Origin of the sequence: Aeromonas sp. 600282 (assembly GCF_049175755.1) — a bacterium.
Classification (GTDB): Bacteria; Pseudomonadota; Gammaproteobacteria; order Enterobacterales; family Aeromonadaceae; genus Aeromonas; species Aeromonas veronii_A.
The window spans coordinates 59,194-81,000 of sequence record NZ_JAAKVR010000005.1 but is presented as its reverse complement, the minus strand read 5'-3'; the positions used below and the strand labels follow the sequence as shown (position 1 = coordinate 81,000).

The following is a 21,807-nucleotide window of genomic DNA, read 5'->3' as shown; positions in this document are numbered from 1 at the left end:
CATATGAATCGTGATATATCTAACAACCTAGTAACACCCTAATCAGTAGCAGGATTCTCTTTATGAACTATTTCATTACTGGCGGTAGTGGTTTTATCGGGCGTCGATTGATCAAAAAGTTATTCCAACAGCATCCCGACTGTACCGTCTATTTTCTGATGCGCGCCTCTCATCAGGAGAAATTGCCAGAGCTGTTCTCATTCTGGAATGTGGATGAATCGCGCGCAGTCCCGGTTTTTGGCGACATGACACAACCGCTGCTGGGGGTATCGGTCGAGATGCAGGAGCAGTTGATCGGCAAGATCGACCACTTCTTCCATCTGGCTGCCATCTATGATCTCAACGCCAAGGCGGGGATCCAGCAGCAGGTCAACACCGAAGGGACCCGTCAGGCTGTTCAACTTGCCGAGCGGCTGGGGGCGGGGCAGTTCCACCACTGCAGCTCCATCGCTGCAGCGGGCCTGTTTGACGGTCTGTTTCGCGAGGACATGTTCGATGAAGCCGAACACCTCGACATGCCTTACTTCCAGACCAAGCACGAAGCGGAAGGGATTGTGCGAAACGAGTGCACAGTTCCGTGGCGAGTCTATCGACCGGGGATCGTTGTCGGTGACTCCAATACCGGCGAGATGGACAAGATCGACGGCCCTTACTACTTCTTCAAGACCATTCAGAAGCTGCGCCGTCTGCTGCCGCCCTGGATGCCAGCCATCGGGGTTGAGGGCGGGCGCATCAATATCGTGCCGGTCAACTTCGTGGTCGATGCCATGGTGCATATCGCCCATCAAGAGGGCGAGGAGAACAAGACCTTCCACCTGACCGACCCCAACCCGATGCGGGTCGGCGACATGCTGAGCACCTTCTCCCGCGCCGCCCATGCGCCGGAGCCTGCGATCCGCATCAACGCCTCTCTCTTTAATTTCATTCCCCGCCACCTGACCGCCATGCTGATGACCATGGCGCCGGTGCGCCGCATCCGCGATGCCGCCATCGCCGATCTGGGTCTGCCCAAGGATGTGTTCCGCCTTATCAGTTATCCCACCCGTTTCGACAGTCGCGAAACCCAGCGAGTACTGAAAGGGACCGGTATCGAAGTGCCACCACTGCACAGCTACGCCTGGCGGCTGTGGGATTACTGGGAGCGTCACCTCGACCCGGAGCTCTTCATCGATCGCTCCTTGCGTGGTCGGGTAGAGGGCAAGGTGGTGCTGGTGACCGGGGCCACCTCCGGCATTGGCCGAGCAACCGCACGCAAGCTGGCGGGGGCAGGGGCCAACGTCGTTACCATCGCGCGCGACGAGCAGAAGATTGCCGAGACTAAAGCTGAGTTTGCCGAGCTGGGGCTGACCATCGAGATCTATCAGGGGGATCTCGCCAATCTGGCGCAAGCCGAGGAGATCACCGCTCGCATCGTGGCCGATCACGGCGGCGTCGATATTCTGGTCAACAATGCCGGCCGCTCCATCCGCCGCTCCATCGAGGACTCCTTCGATCGCTTCCACGATCTGGAGCGCACCATGCAGCTCAACTACTTCGGTGCGCTCAAGGTGATCATGGGGGTACTGCCCACCATGATCGAGAAGAAAAAAGGGCACATCATCAACATCTCCTCCATCGGGGTGTTGACCAATGCGCCGCGCTTCTCCGCCTATGTTGCCTCCAAGTCTGCCCTCGATGCCTGGGTGCGTACCGCCGCCTCCGAGTTTGCCGATAAAGGGGTGAGCTTCTCCATCATCAATATGCCGCTGGTGAAAACGCCGATGGTCGCGCCGACCAAGGTCTATGAGCAGGTGCCGATGATGACGCCGGAAGAGGCGGCCGATCTGGTGTGCGATACCATCATCAACAAGCATGTGCGACTGGCCACACGCCTCGGGGTGTTTGGTCAGGTGGTGCATGCCCTGGCACCTCGTGTTGCGCAGGTGATCATGAACACCAGCTTCCGCACCTTTGCCGATCCCAAGGATGGCGACAAATCCAAAGCCACCGCAGATCAGGTTGCCGTCTCGACCCTGATCAAGGGTATCCACTTCTAACCGGGTGATGGGATAAAGAGATCAACAGGGGCTTGAGCAATCAGGCCCCTGTTTTATTTGGAACAACAGTTGAAGGACGAATAAGGAGGGTCAGACTCGGGACAACAACTCAATCAGCAGATCAGTCGTGCGGCGGGAGTAGAGCAGAGAGAGATGGCCAATGGCAGGCAACTCGATATCTTCCATTCCCGCCAATCGTTGTCGCTCCTGCGGCATCACCACATTGTCGTGACTGGTGCGCACCGAGATGCCGGGCACGCAAAGCGGCACAGAGGCAAAACGCTGCAACCAGCCGGAACCGGGCTCCATCTCGCGGGCATTGGCCCCAAGCCCAAGGGCGGCAAGCTGACTCCCCTGATGAGGCGTAGCCAGGGTGATCAGGTGCGCGACCTTGTCACCACCATGGATAGCCAGATAGTCGCGGCAGACCAGCCCCCCCATGCTGTGACCGACCAGCACCAGCTTGTCAGCCCCGGTCTGCGCCAGCACATCGTCAATCCGGGTGGCCAGCAGCGGCACCATTTCATCGATATGACCAAATGGTGGCATCAGGGTAATGGTAGCGACCACATGGCCTGCGGCCTCCAGCCGGGCGCGCTGGGTGCGCCAGATCCCGCGACTGCAACCGTAACCATGTACCAGCAATACGGGACGCTGGCATGGCCGCAGCCGATCGGGTGCCATCAACAAAGGCTCGAATGGCAAGAGCAAGGTGAAGGTGTAGAGGTAGGCCAGCATCTCCTGCGCCATCATCTTCACCCTGCGCCAGGGGCCGATAACCGGGGAGGGGTAGAAACGGGTAAACAGCCAGCTGCCGAGCACCACCAGACAGCGCAACCCCAGCAGGGCAAACACCACAAACAGCAGGGTCAGCAGCCAGGGGAGTCCCACGACCAAGTGGGCGATACTCCCGAGGAGCAGCACCTCTACCATCAGCAGGATAAACAGGTGTCGTACGATCGTCATAAGGCCATGATCCGACCAGTCAGGCGTGGAAGTCAAATGGCACTTTGAGACAGCTTGATCCAGCGCGGCTTTTGTCGCTAAACCCCGGCGAACTCTTTTCCGGTGAGGTTATTTGCAATACTGTATATCCATACATATACTCTATCCATCATCACCAAGAGGAGGCCATCATGGCTGTCGAGATCAAATATGTGGTTGTTCGTGGGGGAGTGGAAAAAATGACCTTTGCCAGCAAAAAAGAGGCCGATGCCTATGACAAGCTGCTGGATACGGCCGACGAGTTGATGACCCTGTTGGCTGGCGCCCCGATCGAGTTGGCGCCAGAGCAGCAAGAGAGTCTGGCATTCTACCTGGCAGAGCAGCGCGATGTGCTGCAAACCCTGCTGCGCGGCGGCAAGGTTCAGGCAGGTACGAAAGAGGAAGAGGCCCCAGCAGCCAAGCGCAAGGAGAAGCCACTCAAGCAGGTGGCCTGATTGCCCAAGCCTGCTATTTCTCGGGATAAACAGCTCGCGACATTCACCTTATTTGCATTTAAAACCATTTTCACGGCTATTTACCCCGAGAATTTTTTAACAACGGTGCATATCGAATGCATAACTGAATAGCGTGCACCACTGAGCGACATCAGCCAAGTCTATGAGGAAATAATTGAGCAAACGGTGGAGAGAACGTTATCCAGATCGCTCCCGGTGACCTTAATCAGCAACAAGAGGCAGTACCAATCCCAATAGAAGCCGCATTCATCTATCACGAGTCCTTTTCTATCAACTCGGCTCACAGGCTCATATCGACTCATCTCAGCATCAACAAGCATCACCATGACTCAACACCCATTATCCTTGCCGCCAGCCATGCCGCTGTTTGACAGCCTTATCTATCTGGAGGCCGGTAACCCGCAGGTCAATCAGTACCTTGCCAACCTCAGCCTCAACGATGTGCCCGATGCAGGGCTAGTTTACGAACTGGCGGTCGATTGGCTGCTGGAGCAGCGCAACAGCGAAAACAACTACAAAACCTATCGCAGCGAACTGACCACTTTTTTGCACTGGTGCTTTCGAGAGGCGGCCATCAGCCCGAAAGATCTCACTCGCCGCATCATGTTCCGCTATCTCGACTACTGTCAGTCCCCCCCTGACGAGTTGATCGCCTATCGCAACGTAGCGCAATTTGTCCTCGACAAGGAGTGGGGAGAGCGGTTGCCCAATCCGCAATGGCGACCGTTCCTCGGCAAGCGGGAACTGGGCCGCACCTTGCCCTATCGTCTTAGCGAGCAGGCGATGAAGACCAAGCTCGCCATCTTGTCGGCCTTCTTCCAGTTCCTAATCCAGGAGGAGTACATGGACAGGAATCCCGCTCTGCTACTGCAGCGGGTCAAACGGCCGCAACAGCAGGAAGCCGATGATCAGGTGCAGGCCTTCAGCGAGTTGCAGTGGTCATACGTGATGCAGGCCGCCGATACCCTTGCCAACGACCATCCGGAGCAGCATGAGCGCAGCCGTTTTCTCACCATTCTGATGTACGCCTGCTATCTGCGGATCTCTGAGGTTGCAGCCCGGCCGGGCTTTACACCTGTGATGGGGCAGTTCAGGCGGGATCGCAAAACCGGCGTCTGGGGCTACTTTATTCCGCAAAGCAAAGGGGGCAAACGGCGTACCGTAGCGGTATCCCAAGCGCTGCTGGCGGCACTCGAACGCTACCGCCGTTTCCTCGGTCTCTCTCCCTTGCCGACACCGGATGAACAGACGCCACTGTTCGTTCGCCATAAAGCGGCAGCCCACGGCCGCGAGCAGGGGGAGATCAACGCCAACCTCGGCATTCGCCAGCTACGAGATTTGATCATGGTGATCATCGGTAAAGGCGCAGAATTGGCAGAGCAGGATGGATTTGCCCAGGATGCAGCCGAAATGCGGCAACTCTCTCCCCATGCGATCCGCCATACCGGGATCACCCATGACATCAATCTGCACGGGCGGCCGCTCTCCCACGTACAGGCCGATGCAGGACATGACAGCATCGACACCACTTCGAAATACCTGCACACCAGCAACAGTGAACGACATGAGAGTGCGCAGCAAAAACCGTTGGACAGATTAAGTAACGAAGTGAGAGATGACATTCCTAAAGATTCACGATAAGTGAGACATTACCCTGAACTTTACTGTTCATCTTTAGAACAAGCCTTGAGTCATTAATGTCTCATCCAAGCAGGTGCGGTTATTTTTACTGATCCGGGATGGCAATCGGTTCAAGGAACCATGGAGTAGTCAGGAACCAGAGCCTGACCAGCACCCCATGCCAAAATGAAAGCGCCGGTTGGGCCGCCTGATTTAATTGATTCGCGTACCACAAGGCCTTTATCGCCAGATAGGGGCCTTGTTCAATTCCATTGATTTGTCACCAATATTCCAGCCCCTTGCTCCTTGTGATTGCCTTAATACACTGGTCACAGGGGAGGGGTGTTATCTCTCACAAGAAGGTTTTTTGTCAGTAAAGGCTTGGTTTGCAAGCAATAGCCCCAATATCCGTATGGAGCATGCCGCTCAATAGAGAATCTGACTCGAGGTGTCGTGATGCAGCTAGAGGAATTTGTTCAATCGGCTATTCAACAAATAGCCAGAGGCGTATCCAATGCGTCTGATAATGTTGCCAGCCTGGGAGGGCGAGTGAACCCTCATGCTCACATTGCATCATCATCAAGATATCCACGTCTTACGAATATAGATTTTGATGTTGCGCTTGTTGTAACTGAGAGTCAGCAATCAGAAGCAGGGGCTAGGCAGTCAGTGATCAACGTTTTGAGCCTTGGTGGAAAGACCCAAGGGAACGACGTATATCAGCAAACTAGCAGGGTAAAGTTCACTGTTGCCGTAGAGCTACCAAAGGATTCAAGTGTCCGAGAAGAGCAAGGTGCTGCTTTACAGATCCCAAGCACTGTAACCGGTTGGTAATGGAGCTTTTCTCATTAGATGCCGATAAACACGGTTATCGGCATCTGTAAAAACGACAAGGTAACGTGACATGGCAAAAGCTAAAAGACAGCCCGACATTATCTATCGTGAGATGATGACTGAAGCGCTCTATCATCTAGGTTCCGCTGATAAGCTAATGAAAAATAGCAATAATTTTCAAGATAGAGTTCAGGTTGACAGTGCGATTTTGCAGATGCGAAAAGCAATGGAGGCCATTGCTTTTTCTTCAATTGCGCCCAGTGAAAAGCGTTATGAAGACCTTCATAGACATAAAGAAAATTGGCGATCACTACCATGCCCAAAAGATCATGACCTCGTTAGCTGCGATTAACCCTGATTTTTATCCAATACCAGTTGTCCCAGCAATTCGTCAGCCAGATGGAAGCTTGCATGTTGGTCGCAAAACAACGGGGTATATGACGAGAAAACGCTTTGAAAACTTCTACGCCCGGCTCGGTAAATATCTGCACACGATAAACCCTTGGGGCAAGGATCCGCAGCTTCATCAGTTGTGCAATGACTTGCCTGCAGCAATCGATGCTGTATACGAGTTGCTGGATGTGCACTTAGCAGTTCTCCACATTGAAGAACCATCCGCAACGCAAGTATGGGTCGTTGATGCAAAGCGTGATGGCACCGTAGCTATGGTGATAGCAATGGCTGACGGCCCATGTGTGATTCAACCTGCCTGACTGATACCCCTAAGCCTGACTGCGCATAATGTATATTATGTTAAATTTGGTATCTTGTTTCCTGTCACCACTTATTGAACTGTGTATAATGGCAACAATTGATCCTATCTTCGACCGGATGTCTTAAGTGGCTGAATTAACATCAGAACAATTAAAACCCGCTTTTGCGATTGAACAGTTCCCCAGGCTTTGTGAGCTTGATCCCATCCCCTTTGCCGCTCTGCAACCCAGAGCAATCTCCGGTATCAAACGTCTGGCCAGTTTTGATGGTGATTGCCCGGTTATGCTGCTCAACGGTTTCCCCGGTGCCGATTATGAAGATGTGTGCCGCACTCTGATTGCCGACTCCAATGGTAAGGATGGCGATCTGTTCGACCTCTGCTATACCGAGAATCTCAACAACCCGTTCAAACCTATCTGGCTGCGACTGCAACCCGGTACTGGCGTTGAGTTTTGCGAAATGGTTGGCGAGCTACTCAAGTTGCTTAGCCACCATCTCGATGCCGAGCGAATCGTAACCCGCATCATGCGCAAGCAAAACAACGATCCAAAGATCGATGACTTTCTCTCGGATCTGGCGGCCCATGTGGCATTGGGACTGGAGTTTCAGCATCCGGTGCTGATCAACCTGCTTATTCATCACCAAGAGCAGGAAGCACCGGTAATTTACGGTCGTGATCTCAACTGGGATACCCTGTTTGGTTCCATCAACTATCAGACAGAACAGGGTTCTGTCTACGCGAATCAGCACTTGCTGGAACCAGGTTTGCTACGTCAGGCCAATGGTGGCTACCTTATTCTTCAACTGGATGAGCTGCTCGACCAGCCTCATCTTTGGTTTAAGCTCAAAAATGCTATGCAAAAAGGCGAGCTGGACTGGAACGCCTATCAGGAAGGCAAGACACTAACCCCCTTCTTTGCACCTGAAGCGACCCCCATCAAGCTCAAGCTGATCTTGGTGGGTGACCGACTGGACGTGGCTGAGTTCCAGATGCTGGATCGTGACATGTCAGAGCGTATATTCCTGCGCGCCGACCTAGTATCCGAAGTAAACATAGAGGAAGACCTGCAGGAGTTTCTGCAGTATCTGGCCTGGTTACGTGAACGCTGGAACTTGCTGGATTTCACACCGGCAGCCCTTGTCGCACTCTGTCGCCATGCCAGCAGACTCTGTGATCACCAGGAGTGGCTCTCTCTCTCCGCGGTACAACTCTCCGCCATCATGAGGATGGCTGACAGTCTGGCACGGGAGCTGGAAGCGGAAGAGGTCACCGACGAGCACATTCGTGGTGCGCTGGAGGAGCAGGATTATCGCCTCAACTATCTGGTTGAGCAGTCCGATCAGGGGGTTATCGACGGCCAGATCCTGCTGCAGACTGATGGTGAAGAGATTGGCCAAATTAATGGTCTCTCCGTCATTCAGGTCTCCGGTCACCCATATGACTTTGGCGAACCGGTACGCCTGACCGCCACTGTTCACTTGGGTGATGGCGACGTGGCGGATATCGAGCGCAAGGCTGAACTGGCTGGCCATATTCATGCCAAGGCGATGATGATCATTCACGGCTACCTCTCCAACAAGTTCGGTGCCGAGAACCCCTCCCCTCTGTCGGCCAATCTGGTATTCGAGCAGTCTTACCACGAAATCGATGGTGACAGTGCCTCCCTGACCGGCCTGTGTGCCCTGCTCTCTGCCCTCGCCCGCCAGCCTATCTATCAGCACTTCGCCGTGACCGGTGCGGTCGATCAGTTTGGCAATGTGCAGGCCGTTGGTGGCGTGAACGAGAAGATTGAAGGCTTCTTCCGGGTGTGCAAAATCCACGGCATCACCGGCAAGCAAGGGATCATTTTACCGGGCACCAACATTCAGCAATTGAACCTCTCTGACGAGGTGATTGCAGCGGTTGAAGCGGGCCAGTTCCACATCCACCCGGTGGATCATGTGGAAGAGGCCATCGAGTTGCTGACTGGCTGTGTCGCCGGTGAGCCTGATATGCCCGATACCCTGTTTGGCCGTATTCAGGAGCGGTTGGACGAGTTGAACGGCTCCACTGCCAAAGTCGGACTGCTGCAATCCCTGCTGGGGCGCCTGTTTGGCCGCTGATGAAGTGATCGGAGTTGTTTAGCGAACAACTGTAAGCTAAATTGGCCCGGCTTTGACCCATTTGAAGGAAATACCGCGTGACCGTAGACAATACCACCATGGAAGCCCGCCTTTCCCTGTGCGAACAGGGCAAGAACTCTTTTACCCGTGAAGAGCTGCTGGCTTGCAGCCGTGGCGAACTGTTTGGTGAGGGTAACAGTCAGCTACCTGCCCCCAACATGTTGATGATGGACCGCATCGTCAAGATCAATGACAACGGCGGCGAGCACGGCAAGGGCGAGATCCTCGCTGAGCTCGACATTACTCCGGATCTCTGGTTCTTCGATTGCCACTTCCCGGGTGATCCTGTAATGCCTGGCTGTCTCGGTCTGGACGCCATGTGGCAGCTGGTTGGCTTCTTCCTTGGCTGGAAAGGTGGCCCCGGCAAGGGTCGTGCTCTGGGCGTAGGTGAAGTGAAATTCACCGGTCAGATCCTGCCGACTGCCAAGAAAGTGACCTACAAGATCACCTTCAAGCGCGTCATCAACCGCAAGCTGGTGATGGGGATTGCTGATGGAGTGGTCGAAGTTGACGGCCGTCCGATCTACAGCGCCACCGACCTGAAAGTGGGCCTGTTCAAAGATACCACCGCATTCTGATCTCTCTGATTGGTGGTAAAACAGCATTAACGCAAAGGGGCCACAACGGCCCCTTTCCTTTTGTAATGAGTGTAATGAAGTAACTTACTTCATGAAGAGGCCTGAGCCCCGCCCTTCCATGGCGTCACGCCAACCACCAAGCCAATGCCCTCGGGCATCCAGGCATTGATACGGACACGCTTCTTTCTGTTTGCCGACCACGCCAGCCTGATAACCACGAGCACGAGCTCTTTCCAGACGGTCCCGCTTCTGTCTCTTCATCATCTACGACCCTCTTCGTGGAACAAAAAAAGCGACCAATTCTGCATCGGTCGCTTTCATCTTTACTCCTGCGAGCGCACCGGGTCAAACAAAAACTTCCACCCTAACCGGGCTATGTGACACAAGGCACTGAACTGGATTAAGTTTTAATTACAGGGAACTTACTCCTGATTTTTGAGTCCTTCCAGCTCTTCCCAGCGAGCAAATGCCTGCTCCAGCGCGGCTTCAGCGGCATTGAGCGCATCAAGCTTCGGCTGGGTTTTATCTGCCGGCAGCGAGAAGAACCCAGGCTGGTTGATCTCGCTTTGCAGCGCATCCAGCTCGGCTTCCAGCTGCTCAAGACGAGCAGGCAACCCTTCCAGTTCAAGCTGCAGCTTGTAGGAGAGCTTCTTGCTCTTCTTTGGCGCTTCTGGCGCGGCGGCAACGACCGGCTCGGGCGCCTTCACCAGTGTGCTCTTGGCCTGTTGTTGAGCACGCTGCTGCTCACGGGTCGCCATCATGTCGGCATAGCCGCCCACGTAATCGCTGATGCGGCCATCCCCTTCAAACAGCCAGCAGCCGGTCACTGTGTTGTCGATGAAGCGACGATCGTGACTGACCAGCAGCAGGGTGCCGGGGTAGTCGGAAAGCAGCTCTTCCAGCAGCTCCAGGGTTTCCACATCCAGATCGTTGGTCGGTTCATCGAGGATCAGCAGGTTGCTCGGCTTGAGGAACAGCTTGGCCAGCAGCAGCCGGTTCTTCTCGCCACCGGAGAGCGCCTTGACCGGCGTACGGGCCCGCTTGGGCTCGAACAGGAAGTCCTGCAGGTAACCAAGAATGTGACGGGAGCGGCCGCGCACCATCACCTCCTGCTTGCCCTCACCCACGTTGTCCACCACGGTCTGCTCGGGATCGAGCTGCTCGCGGTACTGATCGAAGTAGGCCACCTCCAGATTGGTGCCCCCCTTGACGGTGCCACGGGTTGGCTCAAGCTGACCCAGCAACAGCTTGATCAGGGTCGATTTGCCGCAGCCATTAGGACCGACCAGCGCAATCTTGTCACCGCGCAGCACTTGCAGATCGAGCCCCTTGAACAGGGTGCGATCGCCAAAATCCAGCCCCAGCCCTTCGGTCTCGAACACCAGCTTGCCGGAGCGATTGACCTCGTCCAGTTGCAGCTTGGCCTTGCCCTGCAACTCGCGACGCTGGGAACGCTCCATCCGCATCGCCTCAAGGGCGCGCACCCGACCTTCGTTACGGGTACGGCGAGCCTTGATACCCTGACGCACCCACACCTCTTCCTGGGCCAGTTTGCGGTCGAACTCGGCATTTTTTAGTTCTTCGACCCTCAGCCACTCCTCTTTCCCCTGCAGGTACTCGTCGTAGTTGCCCGGCCAGGAGGTGATGGCGCCGCGATCGAGATCGATGATCCGGGTCGCCAGCTTGTGGATGAACTCCCGATCGTGAGAGATAAAGACGATGGCGCCGCGAAAATCCTTGAGGAAATCTTCCAGCCAGTTGATGGCTTCGATATCCAGGTGGTTGGTCGGCTCATCGAGCAGCAACAAGTCGGGATCGCAAGCCAGCGCACGGGCCAGCGCCACTTTGCGCAGCCAGCCGCCGGAGAGGCTGTCGAGGGTCACGTCAGGATCCAGCCCCAGCAGGGTCAACACCTGACTGATACGGGTCTCGAATTGCCAGCCGTTCTGATAATCGAGCTGCTCTTGCAACTCGCTCATCTTGCGAATGTTGGCATCTGACGGATCGCTCGCCAGCTCCATGGAGATGTGGTGGTACTGCTTGAGCAGCTCACCGACTCCGGCCAGCCCTTCGGCGGCGTAATCAAACACGGTGAGCTCGCTCGAGGTGGGCGGATCCTGCTCAAGACGAGTCACTTTCAAGTCCTGCTGCAACACCAGACGGCCATCATCGAGGGGCAATTCACCGGCAATTACCTTCATCAGGGTGGACTTGCCCGCCCCGTTGCGGCCCACCAGACAGAGGCGCTCGCCTCGCTCTATGGTCAGCTCGGCCTTGTCGAGCAACGGAAAATCACTGAACGACAGACACGCGCCGTGCAATGTTAAAAGAGCCATGTGTGTTCCTTATTTCATATGAAAAAAACGGGCAGCAGACTGGGTCTGCCCCCGTTTTATCGTCAAATCACTCTCACCCCTGACGGGCGGCCCAGCTTTTGAGCTCGGCCAGTGTGAAGGGCCAACCGAGCTCGCGGCCTGCTTCGTCACGCAGCACCGGAATGCGCACCCGATAGGCGGCAAGCCACTGCTCATCATCCATGATGTCGCACTGGCGGGTGGCGGTGGCAAGACCAGCCTCCTCCACCAGCGCCCAGGCCTGCTCGCACAGGTGGCAACCGTCGGTATGAAACAGGGTCAGCATCACGCCTCGCCTTGCTCCGGCGCATGGGTGATGATCCAGCAGTTGTGGATGTGCTGGTTGCGCTCGAAATCCTTCGGTCGCGTCTTCTGGGTGATGTTCTGGGCCTTGAGACCAGTGGCCTCTAGACCGGCCAGATCCATCTTGAAGTGACGCTTGTTGTTGGAGAAGACCAGAGTGCCGTCCGCCGCCAGCAGGCGCTTCAGGTGCTGCATCAGCAGCAGGTGATCGCGCTGTACGTCGAAGCTCTCGTCCATCCGCTTGGAGTTGGAGAAGGTGGGCGGATCGATGAAGATGAGGTCGTACTTATCATCGGCTTCAGACAACCACTTCAGGCAATCTGCCTGGACAAACTTGTGCTGACGGCCCACCAGCGAGTTGAGACGCATGTTGTCCTGCGCCCAGTTCAGGTAGGTGTGGGACATGTCCACTGTGGTGGTTTCGCTGGCGCCGCCAAGACCTGCGTGCACGGTGGCACTGCCGGTGTAGGCAAACAGATTCAGGAAGCGCTTGCCCTTGGCCATCTGACCCAGCATGCGGCGAGTCTGACGGTGGTCGAGGAACAGGCCGGTATCCAGATAGTCGTAGAGGTTGACCCACAGCCTGGCACCGTACTCCTGCACTTCCATCCGGTGCTGCTCTTCGGAGAGCTTCTGATACTGCTGTTTCCCTTCCTGACGCTCGCGCACCTTCAGGATCACCTTCTCGCCGTCCATCCCGGTCACCTTGATGGCAGCCTGCACCATGTCGAGCAGACGTTGACGGGTCTTCTGGGCGGGAATGTCTTTGGGTGCGGCATACTCTTGCACCACCAGATAGTCCTGATAGCGGTCGATGGCGGCGTTGTATTCCGGCAAGTCGGCATCATAGATGCGATAGCAATCGATGCCCTCTTTGTTGGCCCACTTCTCGAGGGTTTTAAGATTCTTGCGCAGACGGTTGGCAAAATCCTGCGCCACCTCTTTTTGGGAGGCCACGGAGTCCAGTGCGATCTGGTAGTTACGCAGCTGACACTCGAGGGCGCCGTTGAACAGGCGATATTGCTTGTCGGCGCGCAGGCGCAGACAGCTGAGCAGTTCGGGGGATGCGGAAAGAATGGAGACTCTCCACCCTTGGAAGCTGCGACGCAGGGCATCGCCAAGGGCCTGATGCACTTCCAGCAGCGCCGGGAACTCGCCAAGACGCTCGCCGTAAGGCGGGTTGGAGATAAGCATGCCGACCTGGCGGGCCTCCCCTTGACCTGCTTCCCCTTCAACAGGGGCAGGCATCGGCAGCGGGTTTTCCAGCTTGGTGACGTCGGCCTGCTTGAAGGTGATGAGGTGGGCCACACCGGCTGCTTTGGCGTTATCACGGGCTTTGAGCAGCACACGCTGGTCGGCATCACAACCAAACAGTTTTACTTCACAGCGCTGCATGCCGCGTTTGGCGCGCACTTGCGCTTCCATCATCAGGCTCTGCCACAGCTCGCTATCGTGCTGCAGCCAGCGATCGAAACCGAAGCGCTCGCGGCGCAGCGCAGGCGCCATGTCGGCGGCGATAAAGGCCGCTTCAATCAGCAAGGTACCGGAACCGCACATGGGGTCCATCATGGGCTCACCGGCCCAGCCGCTACGGGCAATCATGGCGCAGGCCAGGTTCTCTTTGAGCGGTGCTTCACCTGTGCCTTGACGATAGAAACGCTGGTGCAGCGCCGGGCCTGACAAGTCTAGCGTGATATTGGCCTTGCCCTTGCCCAGGTGCGCCATGATGCGAATATCCGGCGACTTCTTGTCCACGTCAGGACGCACGTGGCCGCGCTTGGTGAAGCGGTCGACGATGGCATCCTTGATCTTCAGCGCGCCATATTGGGTATTGCGAATGGCGGGGTTGGTACCGGTAAAGTCCACCGCGATGGTAGAGGTACCGGAGAAGTGCTCTTCCCAGGGAATGGTGTGGGCGCCCAGATATAGATCCAGATCGTCGTTCATCTGGAATTCGGAGAGCACCAGCACGATGCGGGAAGCAAAACGGCTCCACAGGCAGGCCTTGTAGCCAATCGCCAGTTCGCCTTTGAAGTGGACGCCAGCCACGGTCTCACGGACCTGCTCTGCGCCAAGATTGGTCAGCTCATCGGCCAACAGGTTTTCCAGCCCCTTGGGGCAGGTTGCAAAAAATTCTTTCATCACGCTCACGGGGAACCCATAAAAATAGTGCCGCATTATACCTCATCAGGCGGACTGGAGCATGCAAAAGTCGGCGCAAACAGCAGGATGGAAACAGATTGATATGGGGCGATAAAGGTAAAAGGCCCCATGACTACCCGATGGCGAGATCATGGGGCCAGACATCATTTAGCGGCTCACTTCATGCGAGCCTTGAAACGGGGATTGCTTCTGCAAATCACGAACAATTTGCCGCGGCGGCGCACCAACTGACAATCGGGATGACGCGCCCGTGCGGATTTGAGTGAACAGACGACCTGCATTCAGGACTCCTTCTTGCTTGAAAATGCGCCAAAACGCTTGTTGAAACGGGCAACACTTCCCTCACTAGAAACCTGCTTCTGCTTGCCGGTATAAAACGAGTGCGACTGGCTGGAAACATCGAGCGATACATAGGGATACTCCTTCCCGTCTTGCCACGTATAGCGGCGATCGCTCTTGATGGTTGAACCGACCAGGAAAAAGGCATCTGCCGCCGTGTCATGGAACAGCACCAAACGATAATCCGGGTGAATATGAGACTTCATGGCAACTCCATTTTGTTATGTTATAACAAAATGTAAGTGAGAATAGCTCTCGTTTCAAGCAAAAAATGTCGTATGAAGAACATCGCTGCAGTGAGTGATGTGTTGATAGTTAGGGGGAGACACTACGCAAGCAGAACGAAACAAGAGGAAGACACCATGCTTGCAGCACGGAAGACCAAGATACTGCGTGGGTTAGAACACAAGGTGCAAGTGGATGTAACAAGCCTCAAGAGAGGCTGGATCACAACCATGAAGATCAATGAGAATGGGCAATATGTACGCGGATCAATGAAGTATCAGAAACGAGGCGCGATTGAGGTGACAACAGTAAAAAGAGGCAGCGGTGTAATCACAGAGATAAAAAGATTGGTGAAAAGATATCAACTGACCTGACGATATTGCTCGGTCACGGTAATACGCGGCTTCATCCGGTTATTCATCACCTTGATCACCCCGAAACGCGGCAGAGTTTTACTGGTGGTCAATACCAGATCGGCTGTGAGGTTCAAACAGACGCTGGCCTGCTCCCCTGCCTCAATGACCATAAATTCGCCGTTACCATGGGGTGTATTCATCAGGACCAGATCACCGTTTTGCGGGATCACTTGCGGATGTTGTTCACTAAAAAACCAGCTTTGCGGCATCAGGGGTTTATAAAAGCGACTGACCGCGATGGCATTAAGCACCAACTGAACCTGATGGGGAATACTCCACTCAAGTTCGGCTGCTTTATCCATCAACTGATAATAGAGGGCGGCATCATCGACACAAAAAGGCTGGGCTGCAAACGAACTGGGCACCAATTGTCGCCCTTTATACTCGGTCGCAAATAACATGTTATCAGACAGGTCCAACATCAGACGGTCACTCTGGGCATCATAGTGCCATTGCCAGCTATCGGTCGGTTGGATAAACATGTTGGAGCCCTTACTTGATAATTACCAGTTGACTTTATTCCATATGCAGGAAATCAGCAACGTCAAATAAAGGGCTCCGCCATCTATTTCTTAAATATTGGTCACAATCTCTTTGACCAACCCCGGCCCTTTATAAATAAAGCCGCTATAAATTTGTACCAGACTGGCACCGGCGGCCAATTTTTCACGGGCGGCCATGGCACTATCAATACCACCCACACCGATAATTGGCAGAGCACCATTGAGCGCCTTGGCCAGATGACGGATCACCTCGGTACTCTTGTGCTGCAGCGGACGACCGCTCAAGCCACCCGCTTCACCGGCGTGGGGCATGTCATAAATCATCTCGCGCTCGAGGGTGGTATTGGTGGCGATAACCCCATCAATACCATTCCGTACCAGCGACGCGGCCACCTGATCTATTTCTTCAAGGCTTAAATCCGGGGCAATTTTAACCGCCAGCGGCACATACTTTTTATATTGGGCGGCCAGCTCTTGCTGACGCACCTTGAGGGCGGCCAGCAATTCATCCAGCGCCTCGCCATATTGCAGTGAACGCAAACCCGGGGTGTTGGGGGAAGAGATATTGACGGCAATATAACCGGCATGATCATAAACCTTGTCCATGCAGATCAGGTAATCATCCTTGCCCTGTTCGATGGGAGTGTCTTTGTTTTTGCCGATATTAATGCCGATGACTCCCTGATATTTGGCCTCTTTTACCTTGGCCACCAGATGATCCACCCCCTTGTTGTTGAATCCCATCCGGTTGATGATCCCCTCTGCCGGAATAACCCGGAACAGGCGCGGCTTGTCATTACCGCTTTGGGGTCTGGGGGTGACGGTACCGACTTCGATAAAACCAAATCCCATGGCGCCCAGCGCGTCAATGCACTCACCATCTTTATCCAGACCGGCCGCCAATCCCACCGGATTGGCAAAAGAAAGCCCCATGACAGTGACGGGGCGTTTCGGCAAATTCTGGCGGAAGAAACAATCGAGTGGCGTACCGAGAAGGCGGGGCAAATATTTCATGGAGAGATCGTGAGCCTGTTCCGGATTGAGTTTGAACAGGAAATGCCTGGCGATGGGGTACAACATCTTTGCTCCTTAAAGAAAGCCCCGGCAACTGGCCGGGGCTTTAGGTGTAATGTCGGTGTCATGCCTTAATCTGGCAATTAAAGTGCCCGACAATTCAACTGGAGCAGGTTCAACTCTCGCAAGGCCACCGAGAACTTGGCGAACTCGTGGGTACTGGTGGTCTTGAAGTCGGCCAACATGTGGGTCCAACGGGACAAGAGTTGCTCATGCTCCGAAATCCAGTCGGCCAGTATGGTAGCGCATTCTCCCTGATCTTTGCACCCTTCCAGTACCACAGAAGTGAGACTGCGTTGCTGCCAGTCAAGATCTTCGCGGAAGGAGGCACGCGCCATCGCCTGCCAGTGGTTGCCGACCGGCTGATGGTTGATCTGGTCGAGGAACCAGTGCAGATCAAGCTTGGCCCCGAGGCGATAGTAAACATTTGCGGCGCGCAGGATATCGGTCTTGTGCTCCGCGGCAATTTGCGCCAGATCCAGGCTGGAGAAGAGGCTGCTCATATGGGCGACCTGACGGGCAATGGCCTCCGGCACCTGTTTCTCCATCCACTTGGCGACAGCCTGACGATGCTCGGCCACTTCGCTCTCATCCATGACCTCGTAGAGGTGCTTCCCTAAGGTTTCGAACGCCGGGCGGAAGAAGGCGATGTTCTCGCTGATACTCCAGCTGCGATTGCGAGCACGCAGGAACCAGCGGGTGGCTCGGCGCACAATGCGGCGGCTGTAGAACATCAGTTCGAGCTGAGTCTGGGCATCCACCAGGTTGTCGCACCCTTCGATATCGCGCCACAGCTGGTTCATACCAAACACTTCGCGGGCCATGGCGAAGCAGCAAGCCACTTCGGCGACCGAGGCTCCGGTCTCGTCCTTCATCCGGCTGGCGAAGTTGAGCCCCATGTCGTTAACCAGCATGTTGGCCACCCGGGTAGCGATTATCTCGCCGCGTAGCGGGTGATCGGCCAGCTGGGCACCAAACTGCTGCTGCACCTTGGCCGGGAAGCTGGTGACCAGCATGTTGGCGAGGAAGGGCTCGTCGGTCACTTCCGGGCAGTTGAGCTGCTCTTTCAGCACCATCTTGCCGTAGGCCACCAACACCGCCAGTTCGGGGCGGGTCAGTCCCTGCCCTGCCGCCATCCGTTCGGAGAGCTCCTCGTCAGAGGGGAGGAACTCCAGCGCACGGTCCAGCTTGCCTTCCCGCTCCAGTCCCTGAATAAAGCGCTGCTGCTCTTTCAGTTGTTCAGAGCCGCGGAAGCTGGTGACCGAGATAGACTGGGACTGGCGATAGGCGTTGGTGATCACGATCTGCGCCACGTCGTCGGTCATCTCATACAGCATCTGGTTACGCTGCTTGAGGGTCAGATCCCCTGCCGCCACCAACTGGTTCAGCAGGATCTTGATGTTCACCTCGTTGTCGGAGCAATCCACCCCGCCCACGTTGTCGGTAAAATCGGTATTGATGCGACCGCCCTGACTGGCGTACTCCACCCGGCCCAGCTGGGTAAAGCCGAGGTTGCCCCCCTCACCCACAATGCGGGCCCGCAGATCGCGACCGTTGACCCGCAGAGCATCGTTACTGCGATCGCCCACCTCGGCATCGCTCTCGCGAGCGCTCTTCACATAGGTGCCGATGCCGCCGTTCCACAGCAGGTCGACATTGAGGCAAAGCAGTGCCTTGATGAGCTCGTTCGGCGCCATGCTGGCCTTGTCGGTGCCGAGTAGTGTCTGCATCTCGGGGCTGAGCTTGATGGATTTGGCCGAGCGCAGGAAGATGCCGCCCCCTTGTGATATCAGCTCGCGGTTGTAGTCATCCCAGCTGGAGCCCGGCAGATCGAACAGGCGCTGGCGCTCGACAAAACTCTTGGCCGCATCCGGAGTGGGGTCGACGAAGATGTGCATGTGGTTGAACGCGCCCACCAGCCGGGTGTGCTCGGAGAGCAACATGCCGTTGCCGAACACGTCGCCGGCCATGTCCCCAATCCCCACGCAAGTGAAGTCGGTGGTCTGGCAGTTGACGCCAATTTCACGAAAATGCCGCTTGACCGACTCCCAGGCACCACGGGCGGTGATGCCCATCTTCTTGTGGTCGTAACCGACCGAGCCGCCGGAGGCGAATGCATCGCCGAGCCAGTGACCGTATTCGAGGCTGATCTCGTTGGCAATATCCGAGAAGGTGGCTGTGCCCTTGTCTGCGGCGACTACCAGGTAGTAGTCATCCTCATCGTGACGCACCACGGATTTGGGCGGGATCACCTCGCCGCCGATGATGTTGTCGGTCACATCGAGCAGGCCACGAATAAACAGGCGATAACAGGCCTTACCCTCCTCCTGGATGACAGCACGGGGCGCCCCCGCCGGCATCTGTTTGCAGTAGAAGCCGCCTTTTGCCCCCACCGGCACAATGACGGTGTTCTTCACCTGCTGGGCTTTCACCAGACCCAGCACTTCGGTGCGGAAGTCCTCTTTGCGATCTGACCAACGCAGACCGCCACGAGCCACTTTACCCCAGCGCAGATGCACCCCTTCCACCCTCGGCGAGTAGACGAAGATCTCGAATTTCGGCAGCGGTAGCGGCATGTCGGTGATGCTGGAGGGAGCCAGTTTGAAGGAGATGTAGGGCTTGATGTTGCCCGCCTTGTCCAGCTGGTAGTAGTTGGTGCGCAGGGTAGCGTCGATCATCTCCACATAGCGGCGAATGATGCGATCGTCGTCCAGGTTGGCGACCTGATCCAGCTTGGTGGCAAGCTCCTCATGCAACTTGGTTTCTGCTTTGGCATCCTGCTTGCCAGCCGGGTCGAGGCGCTGCTCAAACAGGGTAAACAGCAGCTGGGCGATATCAGGGTAACGGGTCAGGGTCTCTTCGATATAGGACTGGCTGAAGGAGACGCCGGTCTGGCGCATGTATTTGGCATAGGCGCGCAGCACCGACACCTGGCGGCCGGTGAGACCCGCCCCCAGCACCAGCCGGTTGAAGCCGTCATCTTCCAGCTGCTTGTTCCAGATGGCGGCAAACGCCTGCTGGAAGCGCTGCTGGCTCTGGGCCAGATCAAAGGGCTGCTCGCCATGCAGCAGCATGGAGAAGTCGAGGATCCAGAACAGATCGCCCCCCGGAGTGCGTACCTGATACGGGGTCTCGCCGATCACCCGCAGCCCCATGTTCTCCAGCATCGGCAGCACATCGGAGAGGTGGATGGGTTCGGTGCGATGGAACAGCTTGAGCCGTACCCGACGGTCGTTCTCCTCCTCCTGGGCGCGGTAGAACAGCATGCCCAGCGGCTCGGCTTCGCTCAGGTTATCGAGCGCCATGATGTCGGCCACGGCAGAGCCAGGCAGCACATCTTCCTTGTAAGCGCGAGGGAAGGCAGTGCTGAAACGACGGCGCAGCTCGTTGCCACGGGCCTCACCATAGTGAGAGAGCAGCACGGAGTCGAGTCTGTCGTCCCAGCTGCGGGCCGCTTCAATCAGGTTGTTCTGTACTTCGTTCACATCCACATCCACGTTGTTGTTGTTGACCCGCACTATGTAGTGGGTCCGCGCCAGCACGCCTTCGGTGAAGTAGACGTTGAACTCCACCTCTTCATTGCTGCCAAAATATTTCTGCAAAATTTGCTGGGTTTTGATCCGCAGCGCCGTGTTGTAGCGCTCCTTGGTGACATAGACCATGCAGGAGAAGAAGCGACCATAGACATCCCGGCGCACGAATAGCCGCAGCATGTCCCGCTCCTGCATCTCCAGCACCCCAAGGCCGGTAGCCAGCAGCTCCTCTTCGCGGGCCTGGATCAGTTCGTCACGGGGATAGGTTTCCAATACGTTCAGCAGCGCCTTGTAGGCGTGGGAGCCCTTCTCGTGACCGGAGGCGGCCATGATGCGTTCGAGACGATGGCTGATGAGCGGGATCTGGGTCGCGCTGGTGTTGTAGATGGAAGAGGCGTAGAGGCCGATGAAGCGATCTTCCCCGATCACCTTGCCATGCTCGTCAAAGCGCTTGATGCCAATGTAATCCACATAAGCCGGACGGTGCACCCGGGACTTGCTGTTGGATTTGGTGAGGATCAGCAGATCAGAACTCAGAGCGGCGTGACGGGCGCTGGCTGGCATGTTGCCAAGGCGCTGACCCACCTCCTTGATGGAGTTTTTCATCAGCCCCAGGCTGGAGCTCGCCTGCGGCAGGATCTCGTGATCCCCCTCCACCGCCTTGACGTCGTAACGGCGATAACCCATCAGGGTGAAGTTGTGGGCAGCCACCCATTTGAGGAAAGCAACGCAGGAGGCCACCTCCTCCTTGCTGACCGGGTGCTTGCGCTTGGGCAGTTCGTCAATGATCTCATTGAGCTTGGCCAGCATGGGCTGCCAGTCGCCGACTGCCAGTGCCACTTCACCTGCCACCGAGTTGAGCTCGGCAGCCAGCGCGGCCATCTGCTCCTCGCTGGTGAGGTGATCGATCTCGATAAGGAAGGCCGTTTCAACCGAGGTCTGCCCGTCGGTGTTGTCGAGCGCCAGAATGGCGTCAATCTTGCCATCCGCACCGCGAATGAGGTGCAGCGGTTGGTGCAGCATCATGTGGGCGGTGATATTGAGCCGCTTGAGCGCCATCCGGATGGAGTCCACCAGGAAGGGCGAGTCCTGCAGGATCACCTCGACGATGGTATGGGGCGATTGCCAGCCGTGACGGGTCAGCTCGGGATTGTAGACCCGGATGTAGGGATCGGTACCGCTGCGCTGATTGAGGGCATTCCACAGGCTCAGGGCCGCACCGTAGAGATCGCTGTCATTGCGATCGTGCAGGTCGGAGCTCGCCATGTTGCCGTAGAACTTGGCAACGAAGCGCTCGACCAGAGAGGCGCTGTTTTTGGGCAACTTTTGATGGATCAGGCTGAGAACGTTTTCGAGCAGAACTGAGGTAGGGGCGTCTTTCAATGCCATTTTTATATTCCTTATCGGACGACATTAACCACCGACGCAGAGGCAACCACCCTGGTTACCCGCTGGTGCAGAGTTGTTGCGAAGTGTAATGGCTTGGATAAGG

At 56.2% G+C, this 21,807-nt stretch carries 19 protein-coding genes; 9 read left to right on the top strand and 10 right to left on the bottom strand.

Going from position 1 to position 21,807, the window contains the following annotated elements; all coding sequences use genetic code 11:
- Nucleotides 1–62 precede the first annotated feature (62 nt).
- Complete coding sequence (locus tag G5137_RS07020) at nucleotides 63–2,036, top strand: SDR family oxidoreductase (protein ID WP_266134647.1); 1,974 nt, start codon at nucleotides 63–65, stop codon at nucleotides 2,034–2,036.
- A gap of 90 nt (nucleotides 2,037–2,126) precedes the next feature.
- Here the strand turns inward: G5137_RS07020 and G5137_RS07015 are convergent, their stop codons facing one another.
- Nucleotides 2,127–3,002, bottom strand: a complete 876-nt coding sequence (locus G5137_RS07015; RefSeq protein ID WP_335844080.1) for an esterase/lipase family protein — start codon at nucleotides 3,000–3,002, stop codon at nucleotides 2,127–2,129.
- A gap of 170 nt (nucleotides 3,003–3,172) precedes the next feature.
- On the opposite strand from G5137_RS07015, the gene G5137_RS07010 reads away from it, so the two are divergent.
- The 7 genes from G5137_RS07010 (at nucleotide 3,173) to fabA (ending at nucleotide 9,405) form a co-directional block, all read left to right on the top strand.
- Nucleotides 3,173–3,475, top strand: coding sequence for a YebG family protein (locus G5137_RS07010; RefSeq protein ID WP_005333111.1), 303 nt, complete (start codon nucleotides 3,173–3,175; stop codon nucleotides 3,473–3,475).
- 378 nt (nucleotides 3,476–3,853) lie between these two features.
- On the top strand, nucleotides 3,854–5,137 hold the full coding sequence (locus G5137_RS07005; RefSeq protein WP_421255178.1) for a tyrosine-type recombinase/integrase: 1,284 nt from the start codon (nucleotides 3,854–3,856) through the stop codon (nucleotides 5,135–5,137).
- Nucleotides 5,138–5,572: 435 nt separating this feature from the next.
- A complete protein-coding gene (locus G5137_RS07000) occupies nucleotides 5,573–5,950 on the top strand; it encodes a hypothetical protein (protein ID WP_421255134.1) in 378 nt (125 codons plus the stop codon).
- A 70-nt stretch (nucleotides 5,951–6,020) separates the two neighbouring features.
- A complete protein-coding gene (locus G5137_RS06995; protein ID WP_421255133.1) occupies nucleotides 6,021–6,302 on the top strand; it encodes a hypothetical protein in 282 nt (93 codons plus the stop codon).
- Entirely contained in the window at nucleotides 6,223–6,663 is a 441-nt protein-coding gene (locus G5137_RS06990) for a hypothetical protein (RefSeq protein WP_421255132.1), read from the top strand. Before G5137_RS06995 ends, G5137_RS06990 begins: the two co-directional genes overlap by 80 nt.
- 127 nt (nucleotides 6,664–6,790) lie before the next feature.
- A complete protein-coding gene (locus tag G5137_RS06985; protein ID WP_421255131.1) occupies nucleotides 6,791–8,767 on the top strand; it encodes a Lon protease family protein in 1,977 nt (658 codons plus the stop codon).
- A 98-nt stretch (nucleotides 8,768–8,865) separates the two neighbouring features.
- Nucleotides 8,866–9,405 carry a 3-hydroxyacyl-[acyl-carrier-protein] dehydratase FabA gene (fabA, locus tag G5137_RS06980; protein WP_196783564.1) on the top strand — a complete coding sequence of 180 codons (540 nt, stop codon included), beginning with the start codon at nucleotides 8,866–8,868 and terminating at the stop codon, nucleotides 9,403–9,405.
- Nucleotides 9,406–9,489: 84 nt separating this feature from the next.
- Here the strand turns inward: fabA and rmf are convergent, their stop codons facing one another.
- The 6 genes from rmf to G5137_RS06950 form a co-directional block, all read right to left on the bottom strand.
- Nucleotides 9,490–9,669 carry a ribosome modulation factor gene (gene rmf / locus G5137_RS06975; RefSeq protein ID WP_005315693.1) on the bottom strand — a complete coding sequence of 60 codons (180 nt, stop codon included), beginning with the start codon at nucleotides 9,667–9,669 and terminating at the stop codon, nucleotides 9,490–9,492.
- A gap of 158 nt (nucleotides 9,670–9,827) precedes the next feature.
- A complete protein-coding gene (locus tag G5137_RS06970; RefSeq protein ID WP_421255130.1) occupies nucleotides 9,828–11,741 on the bottom strand; it encodes an ABC transporter ATP-binding protein in 1,914 nt (637 codons plus the stop codon).
- Between the two features lie 73 nt (nucleotides 11,742–11,814).
- A complete protein-coding gene (locus G5137_RS06965) occupies nucleotides 11,815–12,045 on the bottom strand; it encodes a glutaredoxin family protein (protein ID WP_064336064.1) in 231 nt (76 codons plus the stop codon).
- A complete protein-coding gene (rlmKL, locus tag G5137_RS06960; RefSeq protein ID WP_021230101.1) occupies nucleotides 12,045–14,240 on the bottom strand; it encodes a bifunctional 23S rRNA (guanine(2069)-N(7))-methyltransferase RlmK/23S rRNA (guanine(2445)-N(2))-methyltransferase RlmL in 2,196 nt (731 codons plus the stop codon). Before rlmKL ends, G5137_RS06965 begins: the two co-directional genes overlap by 1 nt.
- Before the next feature lie 140 nt (nucleotides 14,241–14,380).
- Complete coding sequence (gene ykgO, locus G5137_RS06955; protein WP_123173069.1) at nucleotides 14,381–14,506, bottom strand: type B 50S ribosomal protein L36; 126 nt, start codon at nucleotides 14,504–14,506, stop codon at nucleotides 14,381–14,383.
- Nucleotides 14,507–14,770 carry a type B 50S ribosomal protein L31 gene (locus G5137_RS06950; protein WP_042055007.1) on the bottom strand — a complete coding sequence of 88 codons (264 nt, stop codon included), beginning with the start codon at nucleotides 14,768–14,770 and terminating at the stop codon, nucleotides 14,507–14,509.
- Nucleotides 14,771–14,842: 72 nt separating this feature from the next.
- Between G5137_RS06950 and G5137_RS06945 the strand changes: the two genes are divergently transcribed.
- Entirely contained in the window at nucleotides 14,843–15,163 is a 321-nt protein-coding gene (locus G5137_RS06945) for a hypothetical protein (protein ID WP_254204265.1), read from the top strand.
- Here G5137_RS06945 and G5137_RS06940 read toward each other — a convergent pair.
- The 3 genes from G5137_RS06940 to G5137_RS06930 form a co-directional block, all read right to left on the bottom strand.
- On the bottom strand, nucleotides 15,151–15,687 hold the full coding sequence (locus G5137_RS06940) for a cell division protein ZapC (protein WP_270656823.1): 537 nt from the start codon (nucleotides 15,685–15,687) through the stop codon (nucleotides 15,151–15,153). The two genes, G5137_RS06945 and G5137_RS06940, sit on opposite strands and share 13 nt — an antisense overlap.
- 90 nt (nucleotides 15,688–15,777) lie before the next feature.
- Nucleotides 15,778–16,788 (bottom strand): quinone-dependent dihydroorotate dehydrogenase, encoded by a 1,011-nt coding sequence (pyrD, locus tag G5137_RS06935; RefSeq protein WP_005336601.1) that lies wholly within the window; start codon nucleotides 16,786–16,788, stop codon nucleotides 15,778–15,780.
- A gap of 77 nt (nucleotides 16,789–16,865) precedes the next feature.
- Entirely contained in the window at nucleotides 16,866–21,704 is a 4,839-nt protein-coding gene (locus G5137_RS06930) for an NAD-glutamate dehydrogenase (RefSeq protein ID WP_421255129.1), read from the bottom strand.
- Between the last annotated feature and the right edge of the window lie 103 nt (nucleotides 21,705–21,807).